This window comes from Pseudomonas sp. G34 (assembly GCF_031119625.1).
Taxonomy (GTDB): Bacteria; Pseudomonadota; Gammaproteobacteria; order Pseudomonadales; family Pseudomonadaceae; genus Aquipseudomonas.
On the sequence record NZ_JAVHZV010000029.1, the window covers coordinates 191498 to 212145 of the forward strand.

A 20648-nucleotide genomic window follows, 5' to 3' on the forward strand; every position below is an offset into this window, starting at 1 on the left:
CATCCTGCCGATCTTGCGTATGAAGGATCAGCAATCAGAAGCCCAGCCACCGAGCTGGGCTTTTTCTATGGAAGGAGAGAGCAAATGGAAGTGTGGGAACTGGTTCGACGACTGCTGGCTTCCGCGAATGGACGCCAGTCTTTCTCCCCTGTATTGGTCATCCAGCAGTACAAGCGCGACGTCGAAAGTCGCGGGGCTGAGTTCGGGATCGAGACAGGTGATCTTGAGCCAGTTGCTGAGGAAGTCGCCGAGCTGATGAAAACTGCCGGCCTTCTCACAACCGCCCCTCAGGCTGGCCGCGCCCAAATGCTAGGCGCCGTTGTGACCACCGAATTTGGCGATCAGCTTAGTTCGTGGCTTGAAGGGGATAATGTGGTCATGCTTTTCGAGTCGATGTTCACCGATATCGAGCGCGGGGCTATACAGCGACTACTCCATCAGCTGGAGTCTTAAGCTCATTTGCAGGTGTCAGTTTTTTAATGATGGAACGCTTTACAGCTCAAGGACGTTCATGAAGAAAATCAGCCTGATCCTGCTGGCCGGTGCGCTTGCAGGCTGCAACAGCATCTCCTCAGTCCCATACGTCGAACCGAGCCCATCTGCCGATACAGCCAAGGTTCGGGTGATCACGAATTCGAGCGTCTACGGCGACAGCCTCACCGAAAACTGCATTCCGAAGATCCGCCACAAGATGGCGGTGTCTGGCCGGCAGTATGAAAGCGGACGCATGCACGAGACGTACCCCCAGTTTCCGTTGCAGCCGAAGACGGTAGATGGCATGCCGGATCGTATGTCGCCCAAGATGATCGATCTGAAGCCCGGCATCCGTATGGCGGAAGGGATGTACGTTGAAGTCGCTACCGAGTATCTGGTGCCGACTAACGCACCCTTCATGATCTCAACCCTGGGCGCGGTGATGGGCAGCTATGGCAGCACCCAACCGACTTGCCCTATGGATGCGAAGGTTTTCGACCTTGAGGCGGGTAATAGTTACGAGGTCTTCGTTGGCATGGGGCCAGGGCAGACTCCAGAGGGCACAAAGCTGTTCTGTGCCCTGGCTGTGCGGAAGATGCTACCAATTGGGAACACTGGAGTGGCATTGCCTTTAGTGGTCGAGCCCAAGCTGGCGCCCAAGGCGAAGTGTAAAAGTTAAATCACAAGCCCCGCCATTGCGCGGGGCTTTTTTACTGATCATCTATTACGTAGAGTTTGTAACAACTCAACTTGGAGCATAGGGAAATGGACCCAGCATTCGATGAGCTGTTGGAGGCGCTTCAAAATCTGCGCGAGGTTGTGTCCCGCGAGCAGGCTTGGGCAGACAATGGCGGTTGCGTTTACCTGAATGACTTTGCCTTTTCTGAAACCGCTGATCGTAGGTCGGTTGCCTTGCAAGAGCCTTGTAATTACGCGGTCTCGCTCGGCCATACAACGTTCAATTTCGACTCCAAAGGGAAGGTCGATCCTCAGCAGATTGAGGCTATACGCGCTGCGGGATTCGGAATCTCTGACCGCGCTGACTTATCCGATCTATGGATTGATTTACCGCCGACTACCGAGGCTGTCGCAAAGTACGAAGATGCTCTGAAGGCGGGAACCCTTGGCAGTGGTCTTGACGCAGTAAAGCCATCGTCCATGAGGCTAGGTGTGATCTCCCCGCCTGGCGAAGACGAATACATGTGAAACGCCGCTTCTGGCGAGTCAACGCGGGGGCTCTAAGGTCAGATCAAGCGATCCTATCCCCTTCGTTTGTCTCTACATCATGCTGCTGGTAAAGTCGCGCCCCTCTAAATCGAGCCATTGAGAGGGATCTTATGCAGTCTTTCTTCCAGAAGACATTCGGCGGGCTGAATCGCCCTTACTTCATGCGCCAGCTGTTTTTCGGTGCTCTGTTTGCAGTTTTGATGTTGTGGGTTGCGGCCAATGGCACGAAAGGCATCATGGGCAACCCCGGCATGGTCGTCATGTGCGTGGTCAACACGCTGCTCTATCCCTACGCGCGTTTCGTTTACGAGAGCATCGTCGGCTACATCATGGGCTCGAACGTGTTTTTCGTGAACGCCTTGATCATGCTCTTCGTGAAGGTCATGACCATGGCCCTCTGCTGGTCGATGGCGATCTTCATCGCGCCAGTTGGCCTGGCATACCTGTACTGGGCGAATAGCAGAAACGTCCCCCAGTAAGCTTACCTACACACTGAGCCCCGCCATTGAGCGGGGCTTTTTGTTTCTACCTTTCGAGCACGCACATGGATCCCACAGACGGCAACCCATTCGGCTGGTTCGCGGCCGGTGGGCTTGGCCTCGCGTGGGCAGTTGCCTGGTTGCGTAAAACCTTCTCCAGCAGTGGCGCATCGATCGCCAATGATCGTGCGGAGAAGGACATGCTCGAGCGAGTAATCGCCGAGAACGACAAGCTCCGACTGGCTTACGAGGTCGTGAGCAAAGAGCGCAACGACATGTATCGGCAGGTGGGTGAACTCACTGGCGCCATGAAAGCCATGAATGCGCAGCTCGAGCATCAGGACAAGCAGATCGTCCGCCTGACCGAGGAAGTCGCGCGATTGAGATCTGCCCTTGAGGCGAAGGCATGAAATCCGAACCGATCACAAAGCGCGCCAAGCACTGGTGGCGACGCGTCGAGGTGTGGCTGCTTGCCGGCCTGTTCATCTGCAGCGGCGGGACCCTGGGTTACCAGCTCGCCATGTACAACTCGCACCGACTGATGCAGTCCGAGTTGGCAAGCATTCGTGCTGCCTACGATGAGGCGCTGGGCCGCAAGGATCGCAAGCTCGAAATGCTCGTTGAAACTACTAGTGAAGCGGCCAAAACTGCAGCCACTGCCGCGGAAACCGCAAGCCAGGCTGCAGAAAAGGCCGTCTCGCCTGACTGAAGTGCCACGACTCCATTTTGATCTTATCGCAGAGCGTGGATCAATCAATGCAGGTCCCAACGTCAATCGATATAGGGCCTGCCAGATTGGTTAACCCCTATTGATCATGTCAATAACGTTGATGAGGTCAGAGGCAGTGTGGTTTTCAAAGCTGTTACCTTGAAAATTTACGGTGCCAGTATTGTAGATATTCATAATCAGACCGCATTTAAAGGCGAACTGGTGCTGGTTAGCAGTTGGGTGCCGCTCCTCTGCGTCAGGGTGCTTTCGCTTTACGGTGTCGATTAAAAACGCAGTGTCGTTGCATTTGATGGTCATTGTAATGCCCTCGTGGTGAATTGAGCGCAAGCCAGACCGCTATGAATAGCCTTCCCTGGCGAGCAACACCTAAATAGTGGCACTTTGTCTTTTTTTCAAGTGGGGGAGGGGGTTAACTTGCTCAGGCCACTCCCGCCGCTCGATTCGCTTCCTTACCCATTTTCCTTACATCGTCCGGCGCCTGAGGTGTGGGAGTGGATTGATCACCAGCTGCTGTCCGAGGATGGCGGTATTTACAACCCTGACCACGAGCACTTAAGGGACGCCGACATCGCTGTGTTGTGGGCCTCGTCGGGCTTCGAGAAGGCCGGGCGGCTGGTGCTCGGCCAGGCTGAGTCGGTGATGTTCCGCGCCGGGGGCTGGCAGAAGGCTCGGCAGGAGCAGCAGATGATTCAGTGGTTCGGCCGGGTGCCCGCCTTCCTGATCACGCTGGCGGCTGACTACTGTGCCAATTGCTCTGACGCTGAGTTCTGCGCGCTGGTGGAGCATGAGCTGTACCACATAGCGCAGAAGACCGACGAGTTCGGGGCGCCCAAGTTCAAGCAGGACGGCACACCGAGCTTGTACCTCAAGGGGCACGACGTAGAAGAGTTCGTCGGTGTCGTTCGCCGCTACGGTGCGAGCGAAGAGGTCCAGCAGCTGATCGACGCTGCTAGCAACCCGCCCGAAGTGGCAAAGATCAACATTGCGAGGGCCTGCGGAACCTGTCTGCTCAAGTCGGCCTGAAACCAGACAGGCAATAGACGGAAACCCTACATATGGCAGCCCTGAACAGCGAGGTGAAGGCCTACATCGTTCAGGCGCTGGCCTGTTTCGATACGCCCAGCCAGGTGGCGGAGGCCGTCAAGAAGGAATTCGGCATCGAGGTCAGCCGGCAGCAGGTCGAGTCGCATGATCCGACCAAGCGCTGCGCGAAGAGCTTGGCCAAGCGCTGGGTGGTGCTGTTCGAGGACACCCGCAAGCGCTTCCGTGAGGAGACGGCTGAGATCCCAATCGCCAACCGCGCCTATCGGCTGCGCGCCATGGGCCGCTTCATCGAGCGCGCCGAGGGCATGAAGAACATTCCCCTGGCCATGCAGATTCTGGAGCAGGCGGCGAAAGAGTGCGGCGACATGTACGTGAACCGCCAGAAGAAGGCGGACGCTGAGGATGAGCCTGCGCCGGTGACCAGTGTGCAGGTGCAGGTAGTGGACGCGAGGAAGCCGAATGCCGACGCTGAACGTCCCGCAGGCTAACTTCCTGCAGCTGCCGCACAAGTTCAGGGGCTTCGTCGCCGGGTTCGGCTCTGGCAAGACCTGGGTAGGCTGCTCGGCGCTCTGCAAGCACGTGTGGGAATGGCCGGGCATCGACAGCGGCTACTTCGCGCCGACCTATCCGCAGATCCGCGACATCTTCTTCCCGACGATCGAGGAGGTCGCCTTTGACTGGGGACTGAAGGTCAGGACGAAGGAGAGCGACAAGGAGGTCGACTTCTACAGTGGCGGCCGGTACCGGAGCACTACGATCTGCCGGTCGATGGAGAAGCCCCAGACCATCGTGGGCTTCAAGATCGGTCACGCCCTGGTCGACGAGCTGGATGTTCTGCCCGCCCTGAAGGCCCAGCACGCCTGGCGCAAGATCATCGCCCGGATGCGTTACAAGGTCGAAGGCCTCAAGAACGGCGTCGACGTCACTACGACGCCCGAGGGCTTCAAGTTCGTCCATCAGCAGTTCGTGAAGCAGCTGCGCGAGAAGCCACACCTGCAGGGCATGTACGGCCTGGTCCAGGCCAGCACCTTCGATAACGAGCTGAACCTGCCCGACGACTACATCCCATCGCTGATGGAGTCGTACCCCGAGCAGCTGATCCGCGCGTACCTCAATGGCCAGTTCGTCAACCTGAACTCCGGGACGATCTACCACGCGTACGACAGGGTGCTGAACTCCTCGCAGGAGACGGTGCAGCCGGGCGAACCGATCTTCGTGGGCATGGACTTCAACGTCGGCAAGATGGCCGCAGTGATCCACGTGAAGCGCCTGGGCATGCCGCACGCGGTCGATGAGATCGTGAACGCCTACGACACGCCCGACATGATCCGGCAGCTGCGCGAGCGCTTCTGGCTGTATGCCGATGGCAAGTACTCGTCGACGCGCGAGATCAGGATCTACCCCGACTCCTCAGGTGATGGCCGCCGCTCGGTGAACGCCAGCACCACTGACCTGGCCCTGCTCAAGCAGGCCGGCTTCCAAGTCATCGCGCCGGCCGCCAACCCGCCGGTGAAGGACCGCATCAACGCCATGAACGCCATGTTCTGCAACGCAGAGCAGGCGCGACGGTACCGGGTCAATGCCGATCGCTGCCCCACGTACGCGGACAACCTCGAGCAGCAGATCTGGGACAAGAACGGCGAGCCGGACAAGAAGCAAGGCAACGACCACAGCAACGACGCCGGCGGCTACTTCATCCACAAGGAATACCCGATCGTGAAGCCGATCGTCTCCACCAAACTGGGATTTGCTCGATGAACGACGTCTCCTACAAGCGGCCCGAGTACATCGAGGCCCTGGATCGCTGGAAGATGGTGCAGGACGTCTGCGCCGGCCAGCACCGTGTCGTCGATCGGCTGCCGGAGATCAATGCCCACGACACCAGCGACGAGAACAAGGCGCGCAACAAGGCATACCGCGAGCGCGCCGTGTACAAGAACGCCACCGGGCACACGCGTAACGGCCTGATCGGCCTGTCGTTCCACAAGGACCCGACGCTGAAGGTGCCCAAGAAGCTGGAGTACCTGCAGGACAATGCCAATGGCGCCGGCATCAGCATCTACCAGCAGTCCCAGGCCTCGCTCGAGCGAATCCTGGAGACCGGCCGCCACGGCCTGTATGTGGACTACCACAGCGACGCCGGCGCCGGCGGGCACGCGGTGATCCTTACCTATTCGGCCGAGGACATCATCAACTGGCGCACCGGCATGGTGAACGGCCACCTGGTGCTGACGATGATCGTACTGCGCGAGGGGAAGGAGGAAGAGGACGGCTTCGGCGTGAAGATCACGGAGCAGTTCCGCGAACTCGCCCTGGAGACCGAGGGCTTCGTCTGCCGCGTCTGGCAGCGCAAGGGGCCGCGAGGCGGTGGGCCGCTCGAGGTGGTCGAAACTCACGAGCCAATGACGCCGGCCGGCCGGATTAAGGAAATCCCGTTCACCTTCATCGGCGCTCAAAACAACGACCCTAGCGTCGACGAGTCGCCGCTATACGACATCGCGGTGATCAACCTGGGTCATTACCGCAACAGCGCTGACTATGAGGACAGCGTTTTCTGGTGCGGCCAGGCGCAACCCTGGATCAGTGGTGTCGACGATCAGTGGCTCAAGATGGCCAGGGACGAGGGCGTCTATGTCGGGTCGCGATCGCCTATCCCGGTACCGAGCGGCGGCCAGTTCGGTTTTGCTCAGCCGCAGGCCAACACCCTGGTGAAGGAGGCGATGGCCGACAAGAATCAGATGATGATCGAGCTGGGTGCCCGCATGGTGATGGCGTCGATCGCTGCCAAGACGGCGACCGAAAGCCGCGGCGACCAGTCGGCCGCCACCTCGGTGCTCGCCATCTGCGTGGCCAATATCAGCGAGGCTTACACCCGGGCGCTGATGTGGTGCGCTCAGTACATGGGCGTGAACGAGAAGGTCGCCTATCAGGTGAATCAGGAGTTCGTGGAGCTCACGGCCGATCCGCAGATGATCACGGCGCTGGTGCAGCTCTGGCAGCAGGGCGGCTTCGCCAAGGTCGACCTACGTGCCTATCTGCGCCGCATGGGGCTCATTGCCCCGGAACGGACCGATCAGCAGATCGACAACGAGCTGGCCGAGCAGTCGGACGGCCTGAACCTCGACGACGTGGAGAGCGGCAATGGCGGTAAACCAGGCGCTGTTTGACGCCACGATTCGGCATGCCGTGTTTCTGGAGCAGCTGAAGGCGGGCGAGGTGGCCAAGTTCGGTCCCTTCCTGAAGGAGATCGACCGGACGATTCGCAATCAGCTCACCCAGGCCGATCTGACCGACTACAACCAGCGGCGCCTGCAGCGGCTGCTGGACGAGGTGGACAGCCTACTGCTGGCGATCTTCCAGCGCTACTCCGACCAGCTGATGCTCGACCTGATCGATATCGCCATGTACGAGGCTCAGTTCGAGGCGTCGTCGCTGACCAGGGCGGCACCGGTGGGCATCACCTTCGACGCGGCGGTACCAGGTGTGGCAGCAGTGCGCGCGGCGGTGCTGAGCAGCCCGCTCAGTGTGCGCGGTACGGACGGTGGCAAGCTGCTGAAGGCCTTCATTAAGGGCTGGACTAACGCAGAGCGGGAGCGCGTTGCCGGCGCCATTCGCCAGGGCTTCTTCGAGGGCCAGACGAACTTCCAGGTGATCCGCAATATTCGCGGCACCGCTGCCGCCGGGTACCGTGACGGAATACTCGCCACCACCAACCGCAACGCCGCGACGGTGGCGCGCACTGCCATCCAGCATGTGGCCGCGCAGGCACGAATGGAGACCATCAAGGCCAATCCCGACGTGGTGCGGGAGGTGGAAATGGTCGCCACCCTGGACAGCAAGACCTCGCAGACCTGCAGGTCGATGGACAAGCGCCGTTTCCCGGTCAACTCCGGGCCGCGGCCACCGTTTCACCCGAACTGCCGCACCACCTTCGTCCCGGTGACTGACTGGAGCGAGATGTTCAGCGAGGGCGCCACCCGGGCGGCGATCGGCGACAACGGCGCCGGCCAGGTCGCCGCCAGCCTGAGCTACTACAGCTGGCTCAAGCGTCAGCCGGCGGCATTCCAGGATCAGGCGCTGGGGCCTACACGCGGGAAGCTGTTCCGCGAGGGCGGGCTCACGCTCGAGCGCTTCAGCGAGCTGCAGCTCGACCGCAACTTCCGGCCGCTGACGCTGGAGCAGATGAAAGGCCTGGAGCCGCTGGCATTTGAGCGAGCGGGAATTTGAGTAGGAGAGCGACATGAACGACAAAGCGATTGAACATGAGATCCAAGCCAAGGGCTTGACCGCGCCTCGCATCACGCCCAGCGACATCGAGGCCAATATTGCCAGCGAGCACTATTTCACTGCACTTGATGGCGTTGATGGTCACTACCGTGGCGGGCCCGAGGCACAAGGCGTGAAGAATGCCCAAGCGCTGGGCCTGCTGACCTTCTGTGTCCTGGTTCTGCGCAACGGCTTCACCGTTACCGGTGAGAGTGCCTGCGCTTCGCCGGAGAACTTCGACGCCGAGATCGGCCGCAAGATCGCCCGCCAGAACGCGGTGCAGAAAATCTGGCCGCTGATGGGCTACGCGCTCCGCAGCACGCTCCACCAGTGCTAAGCCCCATCTGAACATCCAACCGGCCTAGAGCCGGTTTTTTTATGCCCGCAAGGCGGGCCAACAAGCCCAAGGGGTGAGCAACGTGGACGAAAATGAAATCGACCTGGAAAACCCGGCCGTCAAGGACGCCATCGCAGCAGCAGTCAGCGAGGCCACCAACGGCCTGAAGAGCAAGAACAGCGAGCTGCTCGGCAAGCTGAAGGACACCAGTGGCAAGCTGCAGCAGTTCGAGTCGCAATTCGAAGGCATCGATATCGACGCTGTGAAAGGGCTGCTGAGCAAGGCCGGCCAGGACGAAGAAACCAAGTTGCTCACCGAGGGCAAGGTCGACGAGGTGTTCAACCGTCGCACCGAGCGCCTGCGTGGAGAGCACGACAAACAACTCGGTGCGCTGACCAAGCGCGCCGAGAAGGCTGAGGCGTTCGCTGCGAAGTTCCAGGGCAAGGTCCTGGGCGATGCGGTGCGCGGCGCAGCACTGAAGGCCGGCGCTCTGCCGGAAGCAACCGACGACATCATCCTGCGCGCGAAGGGCGTTTTCTCCCTGAGCGAAGAGGGTGAGGCCGTAGCTGTAGACGAGGATGGCCAGGTCATCCTCGGCAAGGATGGCAAGACCCCACTCACGCCCCTGGAATGGGCGGAATCCCTGCGCGAAAGCGCACCTCACCTGTGGCCAAGGGCTTCGGGTACACACGCCCCGGGCGGGGGCGGCGGCCAGGCTGCACTCAAGCGCTCCGAAATGAACGCCGCACAGAAGCGCGATTACCAGCGCAAGCACGGCCAAACCGCATACCTGCAATTGCCCAAGTGAGGTAACCCATGGCAACTACCGTCAACAGCGACCTGATCATCTACAACGATGAGGCGCAGACCGCCTACCTGGAGCGTGTCCAGGACAACCTGGATGTGTTCAACGCATCCTCGAACGGCGCCATCGTGCTCGACAACGAGCTGATCGAAGGCGACTTCCGCAAGCGTGCCTTCTACAAGCTGAACGGCTCGCTGGAACACCGCGACGTCAACTCCGACGCCAAGGTAACCGGCAAGAAGATCGCTGCTGGCGAAGCGGTAGGCGTGAAGGCCCCCTGGAAGTACGGCCCGTACCAGACCACCGAGGAGGCGTTCAAGCGCCGCGGTCGCCCGGTCGACGAGTTCTCCCAGATCATCGGCCAGGACGTTGCCGACGCCACGCTGGAAGGCTTCATCCAGTACGCCACTGCATCGCTGCGTGCCTCGATCGGCTCGAACGACAACATGGTGGTCGACGCGAACATCGCCACCGATGGCAAGCGCACGCTGACCCGCGGCATGCGCAAGTTCGGCGATAAGTTCGGCCGCATCGCGCTGTGGGTCATGCACTCGAGCGCCTATTTCGACATCGTCGATGAGGCGATCACCAACAAGATCTACGAAGAAGCGGGCGTGGTGATCTACGGCGGCCTGCCGGGCACCCTCGGCAAGCCGGTGCTGGTCACTGACACCGCGCCGGCTGACGTGATCTTCGGTCTGGTCTCCAACGCTGTTGTGATCACCGAGTCGCAGGCGCCGGGCTTCCGTTCCTACGACATCAACGACGAAGAGAACCTGGCGATCGGCTACCGCGCCGAGGGCGTGGTGAACATCGACGTGCTGGGTTACAGCTGGAACGAAACCGCTGGCGGCGCCAACCCGACCCTGGCGGCCGTAGGCTCGGCTGCCAACTGGAAGAAGCATGCCAACAGCGACAAGGTCACTGCCGGCGTGATGATCAATCTGGTGGACGCTCCGGCCAACGGCGGCTGAGCGTCGTAGTCTCCTCTCAACCATCTGTGCGGCCTGGCTCTGCTGGGCCGCCTTGGAGAGCAACATGGAACTGGTTTATACCAAGCAACGCACGGGCTTCGAGCCGGGCAAGTCGTATCGTCATCCGGATCTGTTCCGCGCCGTTGAGCGCGGTGTGACGAAGGTGGTGATCGTTGGTGACTACCCGGGTATTCAGGAGGCCTACAAGGCTGCCGATGTCGACGTCGAAGTGCTGAGCGGCAATACTGCCGAGTCCCAGCCTGAAACCGACCCTGCCAAGATGAACAAGGCGGACCTGCAGGCCTGGCTGACCGCTCAGGGCATCCAGTACGACCCGGCAGCCAAAGTGCCGGAACTGAAAGCGCTTATCCCACCAGCGAGCTGAAATCATGGCCCTGATCACCGAGGACGGCACCGGCAAGTCTGACGCCGAGAGCTACGCCACTGCGGCAGAGCTGGCCAGCTATGCGGTCAAGTTTGGTGCAACCATCCCCGCCGATGAAGCTGTTCAGGAAGCGCTGCTGCGCCGCGCCGCCCTGGCGATGCAGGCCATGAAGTGGAAAGGCAAGAAGACCAGCAGCGAACAGGCCCTGGCCTGGCCGCGGCGTGGTGTTCATCTGGATGGCGAGAACAAGCCATCCAACTATTTACCGGCGCGGATCCAGTACGGGCAGATGGCCCTGGCCGTGGAGATTCACGCCGACGACATCGACCCTCCCGGGCAGCGCAAGGGCGCAATCGTGCGGGAGAAGATCGAGGGCGCTGTCGAGCGGCAATATGCCGAGATCCCCAACAGCAGCCAGCGCCTATTGCCGGCGGCGCCTGATCGGCCCAGCGCTACGCAGTTTGCCGATTATCTGGAGCGGCGTGGCCTATTTGCAGTTCGAAGCTAGATCCCAAGATCGATTAGCAATCCCGTGGATAGGCAGCTTGCGTATGGCTGATGACTGTCAAGACGAGATTCATTCATCGCCTGGAAAAGATCTTCGACTTCCTCAACCAGCGAAGGGCAGTTAAGCGGCGTCATCGCCTCTGCCACGGCGAGGTGCGGGCCTTCTCTGCCTGGGACAGCGTCGTTGAGGAATTTCTTAATACAGATCCTGGCGGTCAACTTGTTAAGTGATCGCTGGTAGGGATTGTCTGTCTGGTCAGCCTCTTTGAGCAGGTCGATAACTTGCTCTCTAGTGCAGTTAGTCACTTGGGTGTTCCTTATGTCTTTCTATCATCAGATGGCCGCCATGGCCCTCGATATGATCACCGAGTACGGCCAGTTGGTCACGTTGCGGAATCTGCAGCAGGGCGAGTACGACCCTGAAGCCAGCGCGCCCGCGCCGCCAGTTGCTGTTGAGCATGATGTGCAGGGGCTGCTGCTCGAGTACTCCGGCCGCGAGTTCGAGGCTTCATCCCTGATCCTGACGGGTGACAAGAAGCTCAAGATCCCCGCCCAAGGGCTCGCCTGGGTGCCCTCGCTTGGTTCAAAGGCGGTGATCCAGGGTGTGGAGTGGACCATCGTCCCTCCGGTCAAAGAGGTCAACCCGGCCGGCACGCCCATTCTGTATGAACTGCAGGTGCGGCGATGAGCCGCCAGGGCAGCTTCGCGCTGGACGTGCGGGTGTTCGCGGAGCAAGCGCAGGCCGCGCTCAACACGACAGTGCGGGAAATCATCATCGAGCTGGGCAGCAGCGTCATTCGTATGTCGCCGGTCGGCAACCCCGAGATCTGGGCAGCCAACGTGGCCTTTCGAGACCAGGCCCGGGCGTCAGCCGACGAGTACGACTTCAAGGTGGCCGTGCGCAACACACTGACCAACCTCACCGAGTCGAATTTCAACAGGAACGGCAAGTTCAAGCGCGGCGTGAAGTTGGCGAAGCCGCTGACCAAGGCGGAGCGCGAGCAGAATTTCAACGTCAACGGCCTGGTGTCGGGGCGCGGTTACGTCGGTGGCCGCTTTCGCGGTAATTGGCAGTTCTCGATCCAGACGCCGGCCCAGGGCACGCTCGACCAGCCTGACCCAGCCGGCAACGTCACCCTGGCCAAGCTGAAGCTGCAGGTGGAGCAGATGACCGCGGGGCAAGTCGCGTTCATCGTGAACAACCTGCCGTATGCAATCCCGCTGGAGTATGGCCACAGTACCCAGGCGCCGAACGGCATGGTGCGGATCACCGTCGAGCGCTTCCAGCAGATCGTCGACGCGGCAGCAAGGAACAATCAGGTATGAGCCACCAGATCATCCAGCAGCTCTTCGAGAAGGATCTGCAGCAGTGGGCGCAGGGGCAGGGCTTGGCCATCGCCTATCCCAACTTTCAGTTCGAGCCGGTGGGCGTCGCGTATTTGCGTTGTTTCACGCTGCCGGCGGACACGGCCAGCAACGACCTGGCCGGCGATCACGAGCTGCTCACCGGCGTGTTCCAGGTCAGTGTCGTCATGCAGGCCGGGGCAGGGACCGACGTGGCAGGTCGAGTATGCGAAGGCCTGAAAGGGCATTTCCCCATTTACAGCTATCTCCAGCGCGACGCCTTCAAGGTCCAGGTCATGAGCAAGCCCCAGCGCGGGCCGCTTATCCAGGGCGACGGTGAGGCCACGGTGCCGATCAGCATCAGCTACCGCTCCGACACCTTCTGAATTGCCCGCTTGGGCACCCACTGAACCCGCCTTGAGCGGGTTCTTTCATTTCTGCATGAGGAAAACCCAATGGCAGCGAAACTCCCCAACGGCGCAATCATGAGCATCGCATCCGGCTACGCGCTGGCGATCGCTGTGACCGCCATCAGTAATGCGGCTGTGGCAGTGGCCAGCGCCGCGGGGCACGGCCTGGAAGAAGGCCAGATCGTGAAGCTCGTGTCCGGCTGGAGCGCAATCAACGGCCGCGCGGCCAAGGTCGGCGTGGTGACCGAAGACACCTTCCAGCTCCTCGGTTTCGACACCTCCGACGAGCAGCGCTTTCCCGCGGGCGGCGGCGCCGGGGCGGTCCGCCTGGTTACCGGCTGGCAGCAGATCCAGCAGGTCATGAACCCCAGCACATCTGGCGGCGAGCAACAGTTCACCCAGTACCAGTTCCTCGAGGACGATGATCAGCGGCAGCTCCCGACCGTGCGCAGTGCGCAGAGCATCGCGATCCCGATCGCCGATGACGTCGACCTGCCTCACTGGGCTGTCATCGAGGCCGCAGACCGCCGCCGCGAGCTGGAGGTGTGCCGCCTGGTGCTGCGCGACCGAAGCGAGATCTACTACAACGGGTACATCTCGGTCAGCGATACCCCGACGCTAACTGTCAACGAGGTGATGGCGCGCACCATGACCATCGCGCTGGATGGCCGCCCGACCCGTTACAAGGCGGCTGCGTAAGCCATGGCCAAGAAGTTCTCCATCAGCCAGGCGCCGGCGTTTGCCGGCGCTGTACCTATCCCGCGCGTTGGCGGTGATGCCGTCAATGTCCCATTCACGTTCCGTTACCTGGATCGCGAGGCGCTTGCTCAGCTCTACAGCGAGTGGGGCGAGCAGCAGCGCGATTTGGCCGAACGCGCTGATCAGCTGAGCCTGCCCGAGTTCACGTCAGCTCAGATCGACCTGCAGGTCGGCCAGATCAAGCAGGTCGTCGAGGCCTGGGGCTTCGATGAGCCTTTCGACGACGTGCACATTCGCGCGCTGGTCGCGTCCGCTCGCACAGTGCCGGAAGCGATCCTTGCCGTGTATGCCCGCGCGTACGAAGAGGCACGACTGGGAAACTGAGGAACGCCGCGGCCAGCCTTTACACCTACCAGGATCACTCCGAGGAGCACCTGGCGCAGTTCGGTCTGTCGCCTGATGACTTCGATGAAGAGGACGAGGAGGTCGAGGTCTGGCCGTGTTCCTGGCCCGCGTTCCGGGTGTTCGAAGCACTCAGCACACAGTGGCGGGTAGGTGTCAGGGGCGCCACTGGCCTGGATTACACCGCGCTCCCGGTCACCGCTCGCATGCTCGGCATTGCGGCGCGCAGCGTGTTCGACGACATCCGCGTGATGGAAGCTGCGGCGCTGAAGCAGATATCTCAATCAGGACAAAGCCAATGACCACGTTCGCTCAGCTGGGTATCCAGGTCGACTCCAGCCCGGCCGCGAAGGCGGCAGACGACCTTGATCGCCTGGTCGATTCCGCAGAAGGTGCAGAGCAGGCGATCGACAACCTCTCCGATGCCAATAAAGGCCTGGAGCAGTCGAGCAAAGGCGTTTCGAATGCAGAGTCGGCCGCGGCCGCGACTGCTGAGAAATCAGCAGCTGCCCGTGAGCGCCAAGCGTCTGCAGCCCGCAAGGTTACCGAGAGCGCGGCCAGCGAAATCGCCGTGATCAGCCGTATGGAGAAGGCCTTCGAAGGCAATCTCTCCAGCATCGAGCAGATCATCCAGGCCGAAGGGCTGCTCGAGCAGGCGCGCAAGGCCGGCTTGGTCACCGCCGAAGACCAGGTGAAGTACCAGGATCGGCTCGGGGCCGGCTACGACCGGCTGCAGAAGGCCGAGGCCAAGGAGGCGGCCGAGAAGGAGCGGGCGGTTGCGGCCCAGAGCCGCCAGATCGAAGCGCTGAAGCGCACGGTCAACAGCATTGACCCGGTGACGGCCAGGCTGGCGCGGCTGGAGGCGCAGGAGAAAGCGCTGAACGATGCGCTGGCCCGGGGCGTCATAACCAATGATCAGTACGCCTCGTCCATGGCCAAGATTGGCGCCGGCCGCGCCGAAGTCCAGAAGACCGGCGGTGCGATCAGTCAGCTCGGCCTGAACAGTCGTCAGGCGCGCGAGGACGTGCTGCAACTTGGCAACGCCGTAGCGTCCGGGAACTGGGGCACTGCAGCGAACAACATCGCCCAAATCGCCTCTGGCGCACGAGAAGGGTCGGCAGGCCTGCTGGCCGTAGCGCTGCCCATCGGCATCGTTGCGGGTGCCGTCGGCGCACTTGGCGCTGCGTATTACCAGGGCGACAAGGAGCAGCGCGAATTCAACAAGAGCCTGGTGCTGACCGGCAACTATGCCGGCATCAGCGCTTCAGGCCTCTCCGACATGGCCCGCCAGGTGAGCAGCACCGTCGGCACCACCGGCGCCGCCGCCAGTGTGCTGGCAAGCATGGCCGCCGGCGGCAAGATCGCCGGCGAGAGCTTCGTCGAGGTCGCAGAAGCTGCACTGAGCATGGAGCAGGCCACCGGTACCGCGGTCGAGAAGACCGTGGCGGAGTTCGCCAAGCTCGCTGACGACCCCGTGCGCGCTTCGAAGGAACTCAACGAGCAGTACAACTACCTGACCGCGTCGGTTTACTCGCAGATCGTTGCGCTGGAGAAGCAGGGCGATCACGTGGGGGCGGTAAAGCTTGCCACCGACACCTATGCCGATACCGTCAAATCAAGGGCGGCGGAGATCACCCAGGATCTGGGGCTGATCGAGCGTGCCTGGTTGAGCGTGCGCAACGCTGCGGCTGGAGCTTGGGATAGCGCCAAGGACGTGGGGCGCTTCGACATCGATGACCAGATCGCTGACGTTGAGCGCCGGCTTGCTCAGGTCAACCAGGGTGGGTTTGGGCTCTTCAACAACGCTGATTCCAGCCGGACGCGCTTGCTCGAGCAGTTGGACATGCTCAAGGAACAACGGAAGGCCAAGGCTGACATCGCTGCTTATGACAGCGAGCAGGCGATTATTCAGCGAGAGGCGATCGACGCGATGGCCAAGGTCGACGCGCTGACCAAATCGAGCTGGACGAACGAGCAGAAGCGTACCGAGGCGGTCAAGGAATACCGCAAGCAGCTTGAGGACATCAGGAAGGCGAACCCCAACGATGCCCGCCTGGAGCAATCCGCGGTAGACCGCAACATTCGCAACATCAACAGCCGATTCAAGGACACCGCTACCGGTTCCGCGCATGACACGCGTGCGGCCAATGAGGTGAAGAACCAGCTATCCCAGGTGGTCGGCTACTACCGCAACGCTCAAAAGGAGCTGGAGGCCTCGCAGCGCGCTGGCGTCATATCGCAGGAGAGCTACGCCGAACAGCGCATGGCGATCATCAAGCAGGAGCGTGAAGAGGTCGTGGCAGCCTACGGCCGTGAGATCGCTGCGCTGGAAGAAGCGCGGAACAAGCAGGGCGTTACCGCTGCCCAGCGGATCCAGCTGGATCAGCGCGTGGCCACCGCGCGCAGCAACATGGTGAAGGCTCAGCAGGACGCCGAGTCGCAACTGAATCAGATTTCGCTCAGCGAGCAGGGCCGCCTGGCGCGCCAGGAGCAAGCCGTTCTGCGGTACACCCTGGCGCTGCAGGCACAGGTCGATGCGCTTCGGCAGCAGGGTGAGCGTGCTGCCGCCGGCGTAGGCATGGGGGCTCGAGACCGTGCGCAGTTCGAGCAGCTGAACGCATTGCAGGACCGCTACAACCAGCAGCTGATGGAGCTGGACAATCAGCGGGCTGACCCGTCGCGGCAAATGTCCGAGCAGGAGTACCAGCGGCGCCTGGCTGCGCTAAAGGCCTCGCACAGCGATATGCGCGACACGGTGGTCGCCAACTATGACGCAATCGCCGCGGCCGAGGGCGATTGGCAGAACGGCGCCAAGGCGGCCTGGGCGGACTACCTAGACAGCGCGCGGAACGTCGCCGGCATGACCCAGGATCTGTTCAGCAACGGTTTCCGCTCCATGGAGGATGCGGTGGTGCAGTTCGCCATGACCGGCAAGCTGTCCTTCGCGGACTTCACCCGCAGCGTCCTGGCCGATATGGCGCGGATTGCGGCGCGCCAAGCTGCCACCGGGCTTATGAGCAGCGTTGTCAGCATGGGTATGTCGGCCGCCAGCACCTACTTCGGCGGCGGTGCCGCCGTATCTGCGGGTGCAACCCAAGCCGGATACACGGGGACTGACTTCAGCAACTGGGCGGCAGCTCAAGCTAAGGGCGGTGCCTGGACGTCCGGAGCCCAGTTCTTTGCCAAGGGCGGCGCCTTCACGAATTCGGTTGTATCCCAGCCGACGGCGTTCGGCATGGCCGGCGGCAAGGCGGGGGTAATGGGTGAGGCCGGGCCGGAGGCAATCGTGCCGCTGGCTCGTGCTGCTGACGGTTCACTGGGAGTTCGCAGCCTAGGGGCGGGAGGCAGCATGACGACGATGCAGATCTCCTCGCCGGTCTCCATCACGATGGATGACCGTAGTTCGGAGGGCATGGAGCTCGATCAGCAGGCGCTGGCCGCCAACATGCAGCGAGAAATGAAGGTCGCCGCTGAGCGCGCTGTGGCCGAGAGCTGGCGCCCGGGCGGCGTGAGCTATCGCAATGCACAGGGGAGAGGTTGATGGCGATCGAAACATTCACCTGGAACACCGAGGCAGGCGCGGACGGCGATGTCGCTTTCCGCCAGCGCTCGACCCAGTTCGGTGATGGCTACCGCCAGGTAGCGGGCGACGGTCTGAACAACGAAAGCCAGTCCTGGCCGATCTCCCATGTGTCGATGAAGCCGATCGCGCTGGAAGTGGCGGCGTTCCTGCGTAGGCATGCCAACGGCAAGGCCTTCCTCTGGACGCCGCCGCTCGGTGTGCTGGGGCTCTATACCTGCTCCGGATTCAAGCCGGTGAATGTGGGCGGCCCGGTCTGGCGGATTACAGCTACCTTTGAAACGGCATATCACCCATGAGCCTCAATCACAGTGTGCAGACCCTGGAGCCGGGCAGCGAAATTACCCTGTTCGAGCTGGACGGCACTGAATACGGCGCAGACGTGCTGCGCTTTCATGGCCATCCTATCCCGCACACGGCGGCAGAGCTTGCGGCCGCGGGCGCCGCTGCTGACCAGCTGCCCGCGAAGTCGATCTGGTGGCAGGGCAACGAGTATCACGCCTGGCCTGTTCAGCTGGAAGGGGTCGAGGTGAACAGCGACGGTACCGCCGTGCGACCGACGTTCTCCGCCGGCAACATCGACGGCAGGCTGACGGCGCTGTGCCTGGTCTTCGACGACCTCGCCGACTTCCGACTGATCGAGCGCAAGACCCTCGCTCAGTACCTGGATGCGATCAACTTTCCTGCTGGCAATCCGGATGCGGACCCCACGCAGGAGGCGCTGGAAATTTGGTACTTCGACCAGAAGGCCAGCGAGGACGGCGAGCTGGTCTCCTGGGAGCTGGCCAGCCCGGGCGATGTTGGCGGAGAGTCGATCGGCCGGCAAATGACGACCCTTTGCCATTGGGCGATGACGGGCGGTTACCGCGGGCCGAACTGCGGTTACACCGGCCCGTATGTGGATATCGACGGCAACCCCACCGATGATCCCGAACTTGACGAGTGCGATGGCTGCCTGGGCACCGGTTGCATTCCGCGGTTCGGGGCGAACAACGAACTACCGCACGGCGGCATGCCGGGCGTTTCTCTGATCGCGCGGAGCTGAACATGCGCAAACACATTCTTGCCGCCGTGCAGCAGCACGCTGCGGCGCAGTATCCGCGTGAGTGCTGCGGGTTGGTGGTGCAGGTTGGGCGCGCCCATCGCTACGTGCCGTGCGAAAACACAGCGGACGATCCAAGCGAGGAGTTTCGCATCGCGCCTGAGGCCTATGCGGATGCCGAAGACCTGGGCGAAATCATCGCCGTGGTGCACAGCCACCCAGACGCCACCAGCCGACCCAGCGCCGCGGACGTGGCAATGTGCAACGCCTCGGGTTTGCCGTGGTACATCCTGAGCTGGCCGGAGGGCGATCTGCGACTTCTCGACCCTGTTGACCAGGTGCCGCTGCTCGGCCGCCCCTTCGTGCACGGCGTGCAGGACTGCTGGCAGGTCTGCGCCGACTGGTTCGCCCGGGCGCGCGGCCTGACGTTCCCGCGTTATCAGCGTGAAGACGGCTGGTGGGAAAAGGCCGATGGCCCGAGCCACTATGAAGACCTGTATGAGGCCGCTGGCTTCGTTCGCGTCGACGTCCCGCAGCGTGGCGACCTGATCATCATGAGTATCGGCCGCACTGCGCATCCGAACCACGCTGGGGTCTACCTTGGGGATGACCCATCATTGCCCGGCGAGCAGGCGAGAGTGTTCGGCGCCGGGCCGTTCCTGCTGCATCACCTGTACGGTAAACCGAGCGAGATCATTGTGTTCGGCGGCCCTTGGTGGGATAGAGCCCGGCTGATACTCCGGCATCCTAGCGTATCGCCAGAATAACTATTCGGTAACGCAGCTTGTTTTTGTACTGGCGCACTGATGGTAAAGTCTGGACTTTCTCAAGGAGGACGAGCTGTGCGAAGACTGATTGCTTTGGTGATTTTGGGTGGGCTCGTGCTCATTGCTGGATGTGCTCAAAAGCCGACCCAGCAGCAGATTGATTCAGCCGATTATGGCTATGCGATCAGCCAGTACGACGCACAGAAACAGGTGCAGGACTTTTTCTCTATGTACCTCAAAGACCCCTCATCTGCGCAGTATTCATTCGGGGATGTGTACAAGGGCTATTACGTCGGCAGCGCCTTTGAGGGTAGAAAGCTCCAGCCAGGTTACATGCTTGATGTCCGCGTAAACGCAAAGAACAGCTTTGGAGGTTATGTCGGAGCCAAGCCTTACCGGTTTCTTTTCAGGAACGCGAAAATGGTCTCGGCGTGGGAAATTACCCCGTCAGGTATGAATATGAAGATATTTTGAAATTATCTTTTTTAAGAACCGCCTCCGGGCGGTTTTTTATTGCCCGGAGGAACGGCATGGCAGCATCAGTTCTGCATTACACCCCGATGACGACCATCAAGCTATCTGGCTCTCTCGCCCGACAGTTCGGCCGCGTGCACCGCTTTCTGCTCGGTACCGGTGACGTGCGCGAAGCCGTGAAGGCGATCGACGCCAACCACCCCGGCTTTTCCCGCGCCTTGGCGAACGCACATGCCCAGGGTCTTGAGTACGCGGTATTCCGTAATCGCCGCAACATCGGCGCGCAAGAGCTCGAAATGGGAGGGGCAAGCGAGATTCGCATTGTGCCGGTAGTGCGGGGCAGCAAGCGCGGTGGCGTGTTGCAGACGGTTCTAGGGGTGGCTCTGATAGTCGTCGGTACAATGACCTCTTGGGCTGGCGGTACAAACCTCATGCTACTCGGCGCGTCGCTCGTGGCCGGCGGTGTCATCCAGATGATGAGTCCGCAGGCATCCGGCCTGAAGACCAGTGCGTCGCCTGAGAACCAGCCTTCCTACGCCTTCGGCAGCGCGCGCAACACCACAGCCAGCGGCAACCCCGTCCCGTTCTGTGCGGGCTTGCGGCGCTGGGGCGGCGCGATCATCAGCGCGGGCATCTACGCCGAAGACCAGATGTAACGCCACATCCGAACAGATACCCGCCTTGTGCGGGTTTTTTTATGCC

The 20648-nt window shown here is 61.6% G+C and carries 29 protein-coding genes; 28 read left to right on the top strand and 1 reads right to left on the bottom strand.

What is annotated here, in order from left to right:
• Positions 1 to 84: 84 nt before the first annotated feature.
• The 16 genes from QYS36_RS19100 (at position 85) to QYS36_RS19175 (ending at position 11229) form a co-directional block, all read left to right on the top strand.
• On the top strand, positions 85 to 453 hold the full coding sequence (locus tag QYS36_RS19100; RefSeq protein ID WP_308840956.1) for a hypothetical protein: 369 nt from the start codon (positions 85 to 87) through the stop codon (positions 451 to 453).
• Between the two features lie 58 nt (positions 454 to 511).
• Positions 512 to 1153 carry a hypothetical protein gene (locus tag QYS36_RS19105; protein ID WP_308840957.1) on the top strand — a complete coding sequence of 214 codons (642 nt, stop codon included), beginning with the start codon at positions 512 to 514 and terminating at the stop codon, positions 1151 to 1153.
• A gap of 86 nt (positions 1154 to 1239) precedes the next feature.
• On the top strand, positions 1240 to 1680 hold the full coding sequence (locus QYS36_RS19110; RefSeq protein WP_308840958.1) for a hypothetical protein: 441 nt from the start codon (positions 1240 to 1242) through the stop codon (positions 1678 to 1680).
• 131 nt (positions 1681 to 1811) lie between these two features.
• Positions 1812 to 2180 carry a hypothetical protein gene (locus tag QYS36_RS19115; protein WP_308840959.1) on the top strand — a complete coding sequence of 123 codons (369 nt, stop codon included), beginning with the start codon at positions 1812 to 1814 and terminating at the stop codon, positions 2178 to 2180.
• Positions 2181 to 2245: 65 nt separating this feature from the next.
• A complete protein-coding gene (locus QYS36_RS19120; protein WP_308840960.1) occupies positions 2246 to 2590 on the top strand; it encodes a hypothetical protein in 345 nt (114 codons plus the stop codon).
• A complete protein-coding gene (locus tag QYS36_RS19125) occupies positions 2587 to 2889 on the top strand; it encodes a hypothetical protein (protein ID WP_308840961.1) in 303 nt (100 codons plus the stop codon). The genes QYS36_RS19120 and QYS36_RS19125 overlap by 4 nt, the downstream gene beginning before the upstream one ends.
• Positions 2890 to 3324: 435 nt before the next feature.
• On the top strand, positions 3325 to 3933 hold the full coding sequence (locus tag QYS36_RS19130; RefSeq protein ID WP_308840962.1) for a putative metallopeptidase: 609 nt from the start codon (positions 3325 to 3327) through the stop codon (positions 3931 to 3933).
• Between the two features lie 32 nt (positions 3934 to 3965).
• Positions 3966 to 4442 (top strand): DUF2280 domain-containing protein, encoded by a 477-nt coding sequence (locus tag QYS36_RS19135; protein WP_308840963.1) that lies wholly within the window; start codon positions 3966 to 3968, stop codon positions 4440 to 4442.
• Positions 4414 to 5712 (top strand): terminase large subunit domain-containing protein, encoded by a 1299-nt coding sequence (locus QYS36_RS19140; protein ID WP_308840964.1) that lies wholly within the window; start codon positions 4414 to 4416, stop codon positions 5710 to 5712. The genes QYS36_RS19135 and QYS36_RS19140 overlap by 29 nt, the downstream gene beginning before the upstream one ends.
• Positions 5709 to 7121, top strand: a complete 1413-nt coding sequence (locus QYS36_RS19145; protein ID WP_308840965.1) for a DUF4055 domain-containing protein — start codon at positions 5709 to 5711, stop codon at positions 7119 to 7121. The genes QYS36_RS19140 and QYS36_RS19145 overlap by 4 nt, the downstream gene beginning before the upstream one ends.
• A complete protein-coding gene (locus tag QYS36_RS19150; RefSeq protein WP_308840966.1) occupies positions 7096 to 8181 on the top strand; it encodes a minor capsid protein in 1086 nt (361 codons plus the stop codon). The genes QYS36_RS19145 and QYS36_RS19150 overlap by 26 nt, the downstream gene beginning before the upstream one ends.
• Positions 8182 to 8194: 13 nt before the next feature.
• Positions 8195 to 8557, top strand: coding sequence for a Gp49 family protein (locus QYS36_RS19155; RefSeq protein WP_308840967.1), 363 nt, complete (start codon positions 8195 to 8197; stop codon positions 8555 to 8557).
• An 82-nt stretch (positions 8558 to 8639) separates the two neighbouring features.
• The gene (locus tag QYS36_RS19160; protein WP_308840968.1) at positions 8640 to 9365 is read left to right on the top strand and encodes a hypothetical protein; all 726 of its coding nucleotides are present in this window, start codon (positions 8640 to 8642) and stop codon (positions 9363 to 9365) included.
• Between the two features lie 8 nt (positions 9366 to 9373).
• Positions 9374 to 10336: a major capsid protein gene (locus QYS36_RS19165; RefSeq protein ID WP_308840969.1), complete on the top strand. Its 963-nt coding sequence runs from the start codon at positions 9374 to 9376 to the stop codon at positions 10334 to 10336.
• A 64-nt stretch (positions 10337 to 10400) separates the two neighbouring features.
• Complete coding sequence (locus tag QYS36_RS19170; protein WP_308840970.1) at positions 10401 to 10721, top strand: hypothetical protein; 321 nt, start codon at positions 10401 to 10403, stop codon at positions 10719 to 10721.
• 4 nt (positions 10722 to 10725) lie between these two features.
• Complete coding sequence (locus tag QYS36_RS19175; RefSeq protein ID WP_308840971.1) at positions 10726 to 11229, top strand: DnaT-like ssDNA-binding protein; 504 nt, start codon at positions 10726 to 10728, stop codon at positions 11227 to 11229.
• On the opposite strand, the gene QYS36_RS19180 is transcribed toward QYS36_RS19175, so the two are convergent.
• On the bottom strand, positions 11226 to 11534 hold the full coding sequence (locus QYS36_RS19180; protein WP_308840972.1) for a hypothetical protein: 309 nt from the start codon (positions 11532 to 11534) through the stop codon (positions 11226 to 11228). The two genes, QYS36_RS19175 and QYS36_RS19180, sit on opposite strands and share 4 nt — an antisense overlap.
• 13 nt (positions 11535 to 11547) lie before the next feature.
• Between QYS36_RS19180 and QYS36_RS19185 the strand changes: the two genes are divergently transcribed.
• The 12 genes from QYS36_RS19185 (at position 11548) to QYS36_RS19240 (ending at position 20602) form a co-directional block, all read left to right on the top strand.
• A complete protein-coding gene (locus QYS36_RS19185; protein WP_308840973.1) occupies positions 11548 to 11916 on the top strand; it encodes a hypothetical protein in 369 nt (122 codons plus the stop codon).
• On the top strand, positions 11913 to 12554 hold the full coding sequence (locus QYS36_RS19190) for a hypothetical protein (RefSeq protein WP_308840974.1): 642 nt from the start codon (positions 11913 to 11915) through the stop codon (positions 12552 to 12554). The genes QYS36_RS19185 and QYS36_RS19190 overlap by 4 nt, the downstream gene beginning before the upstream one ends.
• Positions 12551 to 12958, top strand: coding sequence for a phage tail terminator-like protein (locus QYS36_RS19195; RefSeq protein WP_308840975.1), 408 nt, complete (start codon positions 12551 to 12553; stop codon positions 12956 to 12958). Before QYS36_RS19190 ends, QYS36_RS19195 begins: the two co-directional genes overlap by 4 nt.
• Positions 12959 to 13027: 69 nt before the next feature.
• Positions 13028 to 13681, top strand: coding sequence for a phage tail protein (locus QYS36_RS19200; protein ID WP_308840976.1), 654 nt, complete (start codon positions 13028 to 13030; stop codon positions 13679 to 13681).
• 3 nt (positions 13682 to 13684) lie between these two features.
• On the top strand, positions 13685 to 14065 hold the full coding sequence (locus tag QYS36_RS19205; RefSeq protein WP_308840977.1) for a phage tail assembly chaperone: 381 nt from the start codon (positions 13685 to 13687) through the stop codon (positions 14063 to 14065).
• Between the two features lie 65 nt (positions 14066 to 14130).
• On the top strand, positions 14131 to 14385 hold the full coding sequence (locus QYS36_RS19210) for a DUF1799 domain-containing protein (protein WP_308841394.1): 255 nt from the start codon (positions 14131 to 14133) through the stop codon (positions 14383 to 14385).
• Entirely contained in the window at positions 14382 to 17624 is a 3243-nt protein-coding gene (locus QYS36_RS19215; RefSeq protein WP_308840978.1) for a phage tail tape measure protein, read from the top strand. The genes QYS36_RS19210 and QYS36_RS19215 overlap by 4 nt, the downstream gene beginning before the upstream one ends.
• Positions 17624 to 17962 carry a phage tail protein gene (locus QYS36_RS19220; protein ID WP_308840979.1) on the top strand — a complete coding sequence of 113 codons (339 nt, stop codon included), beginning with the start codon at positions 17624 to 17626 and terminating at the stop codon, positions 17960 to 17962. Before QYS36_RS19215 ends, QYS36_RS19220 begins: the two co-directional genes overlap by 1 nt.
• Entirely contained in the window at positions 17959 to 18708 is a 750-nt protein-coding gene (locus QYS36_RS19225; protein WP_308840980.1) for a phage minor tail protein L, read from the top strand. Before QYS36_RS19220 ends, QYS36_RS19225 begins: the two co-directional genes overlap by 4 nt.
• A gap of 2 nt (positions 18709 to 18710) precedes the next feature.
• Positions 18711 to 19472 (top strand): C40 family peptidase, encoded by a 762-nt coding sequence (locus QYS36_RS19230; protein WP_308840981.1) that lies wholly within the window; start codon positions 18711 to 18713, stop codon positions 19470 to 19472.
• Between the two features lie 75 nt (positions 19473 to 19547).
• Positions 19548 to 19946 carry a hypothetical protein gene (locus QYS36_RS19235; protein WP_308840982.1) on the top strand — a complete coding sequence of 133 codons (399 nt, stop codon included), beginning with the start codon at positions 19548 to 19550 and terminating at the stop codon, positions 19944 to 19946.
• A gap of 56 nt (positions 19947 to 20002) precedes the next feature.
• On the top strand, positions 20003 to 20602 hold the full coding sequence (locus QYS36_RS19240) for a tail assembly protein (RefSeq protein WP_308840983.1): 600 nt from the start codon (positions 20003 to 20005) through the stop codon (positions 20600 to 20602).
• The last annotated feature ends 46 nt before the right edge of the window (positions 20603 to 20648 follow it).

Coding starts and splice junctions, on each gene's coding strand:
- QYS36_RS19145 (WP_308840965.1), top strand. CDS start 5,709: ATGAACGACGTCTCCTACAAGCGGCCCGAGTACATCGAGGCCCTGGAT.
- QYS36_RS19195 (WP_308840975.1), top strand. CDS start 12,551: ATGAGCCACCAGATCATCCAGCAGCTCTTCGAGAAGGATCTGCAGCAG.
- QYS36_RS19105 (WP_308840957.1), top strand. CDS start 512: ATGAAGAAAATCAGCCTGATCCTGCTGGCCGGTGCGCTTGCAGGCTGC.
- QYS36_RS19190 (WP_308840974.1), top strand. CDS start 11,913: ATGAGCCGCCAGGGCAGCTTCGCGCTGGACGTGCGGGTGTTCGCGGAG.
- QYS36_RS19200 (WP_308840976.1), top strand. CDS start 13,028: ATGGCAGCGAAACTCCCCAACGGCGCAATCATGAGCATCGCATCCGGC.
- QYS36_RS19115 (WP_308840959.1), top strand. CDS start 1,812: ATGCAGTCTTTCTTCCAGAAGACATTCGGCGGGCTGAATCGCCCTTAC.
- QYS36_RS19155 (WP_308840967.1), top strand. CDS start 8,195: ATGAACGACAAAGCGATTGAACATGAGATCCAAGCCAAGGGCTTGACC.
- QYS36_RS19150 (WP_308840966.1), top strand. CDS start 7,096: ATGGCGGTAAACCAGGCGCTGTTTGACGCCACGATTCGGCATGCCGTG.
- QYS36_RS19165 (WP_308840969.1), top strand. CDS start 9,374: ATGGCAACTACCGTCAACAGCGACCTGATCATCTACAACGATGAGGCG.
- QYS36_RS19170 (WP_308840970.1), top strand. CDS start 10,401: ATGGAACTGGTTTATACCAAGCAACGCACGGGCTTCGAGCCGGGCAAG.
- QYS36_RS19125 (WP_308840961.1), top strand. CDS start 2,587: ATGAAATCCGAACCGATCACAAAGCGCGCCAAGCACTGGTGGCGACGC.
- QYS36_RS19215 (WP_308840978.1), top strand. CDS start 14,382: ATGACCACGTTCGCTCAGCTGGGTATCCAGGTCGACTCCAGCCCGGCC.
- QYS36_RS19135 (WP_308840963.1), top strand. CDS start 3,966: ATGGCAGCCCTGAACAGCGAGGTGAAGGCCTACATCGTTCAGGCGCTG.
- QYS36_RS19205 (WP_308840977.1), top strand. CDS start 13,685: ATGGCCAAGAAGTTCTCCATCAGCCAGGCGCCGGCGTTTGCCGGCGCT.
- QYS36_RS19175 (WP_308840971.1), top strand. CDS start 10,726: ATGGCCCTGATCACCGAGGACGGCACCGGCAAGTCTGACGCCGAGAGC.
- QYS36_RS19110 (WP_308840958.1), top strand. CDS start 1,240: ATGGACCCAGCATTCGATGAGCTGTTGGAGGCGCTTCAAAATCTGCGC.
- QYS36_RS19100 (WP_308840956.1), top strand. CDS start 85: ATGGAAGTGTGGGAACTGGTTCGACGACTGCTGGCTTCCGCGAATGGA.
- QYS36_RS19240 (WP_308840983.1), top strand. CDS start 20,003: ATGGCAGCATCAGTTCTGCATTACACCCCGATGACGACCATCAAGCTA.
- QYS36_RS19185 (WP_308840973.1), top strand. CDS start 11,548: ATGTCTTTCTATCATCAGATGGCCGCCATGGCCCTCGATATGATCACC.
- QYS36_RS19230 (WP_308840981.1), top strand. CDS start 18,711: ATGCGCAAACACATTCTTGCCGCCGTGCAGCAGCACGCTGCGGCGCAG.
- QYS36_RS19225 (WP_308840980.1), top strand. CDS start 17,959: ATGAGCCTCAATCACAGTGTGCAGACCCTGGAGCCGGGCAGCGAAATT.
- QYS36_RS19120 (WP_308840960.1), top strand. CDS start 2,246: ATGGATCCCACAGACGGCAACCCATTCGGCTGGTTCGCGGCCGGTGGG.
- QYS36_RS19140 (WP_308840964.1), top strand. CDS start 4,414: ATGCCGACGCTGAACGTCCCGCAGGCTAACTTCCTGCAGCTGCCGCAC.
- QYS36_RS19220 (WP_308840979.1), top strand. CDS start 17,624: ATGGCGATCGAAACATTCACCTGGAACACCGAGGCAGGCGCGGACGGC.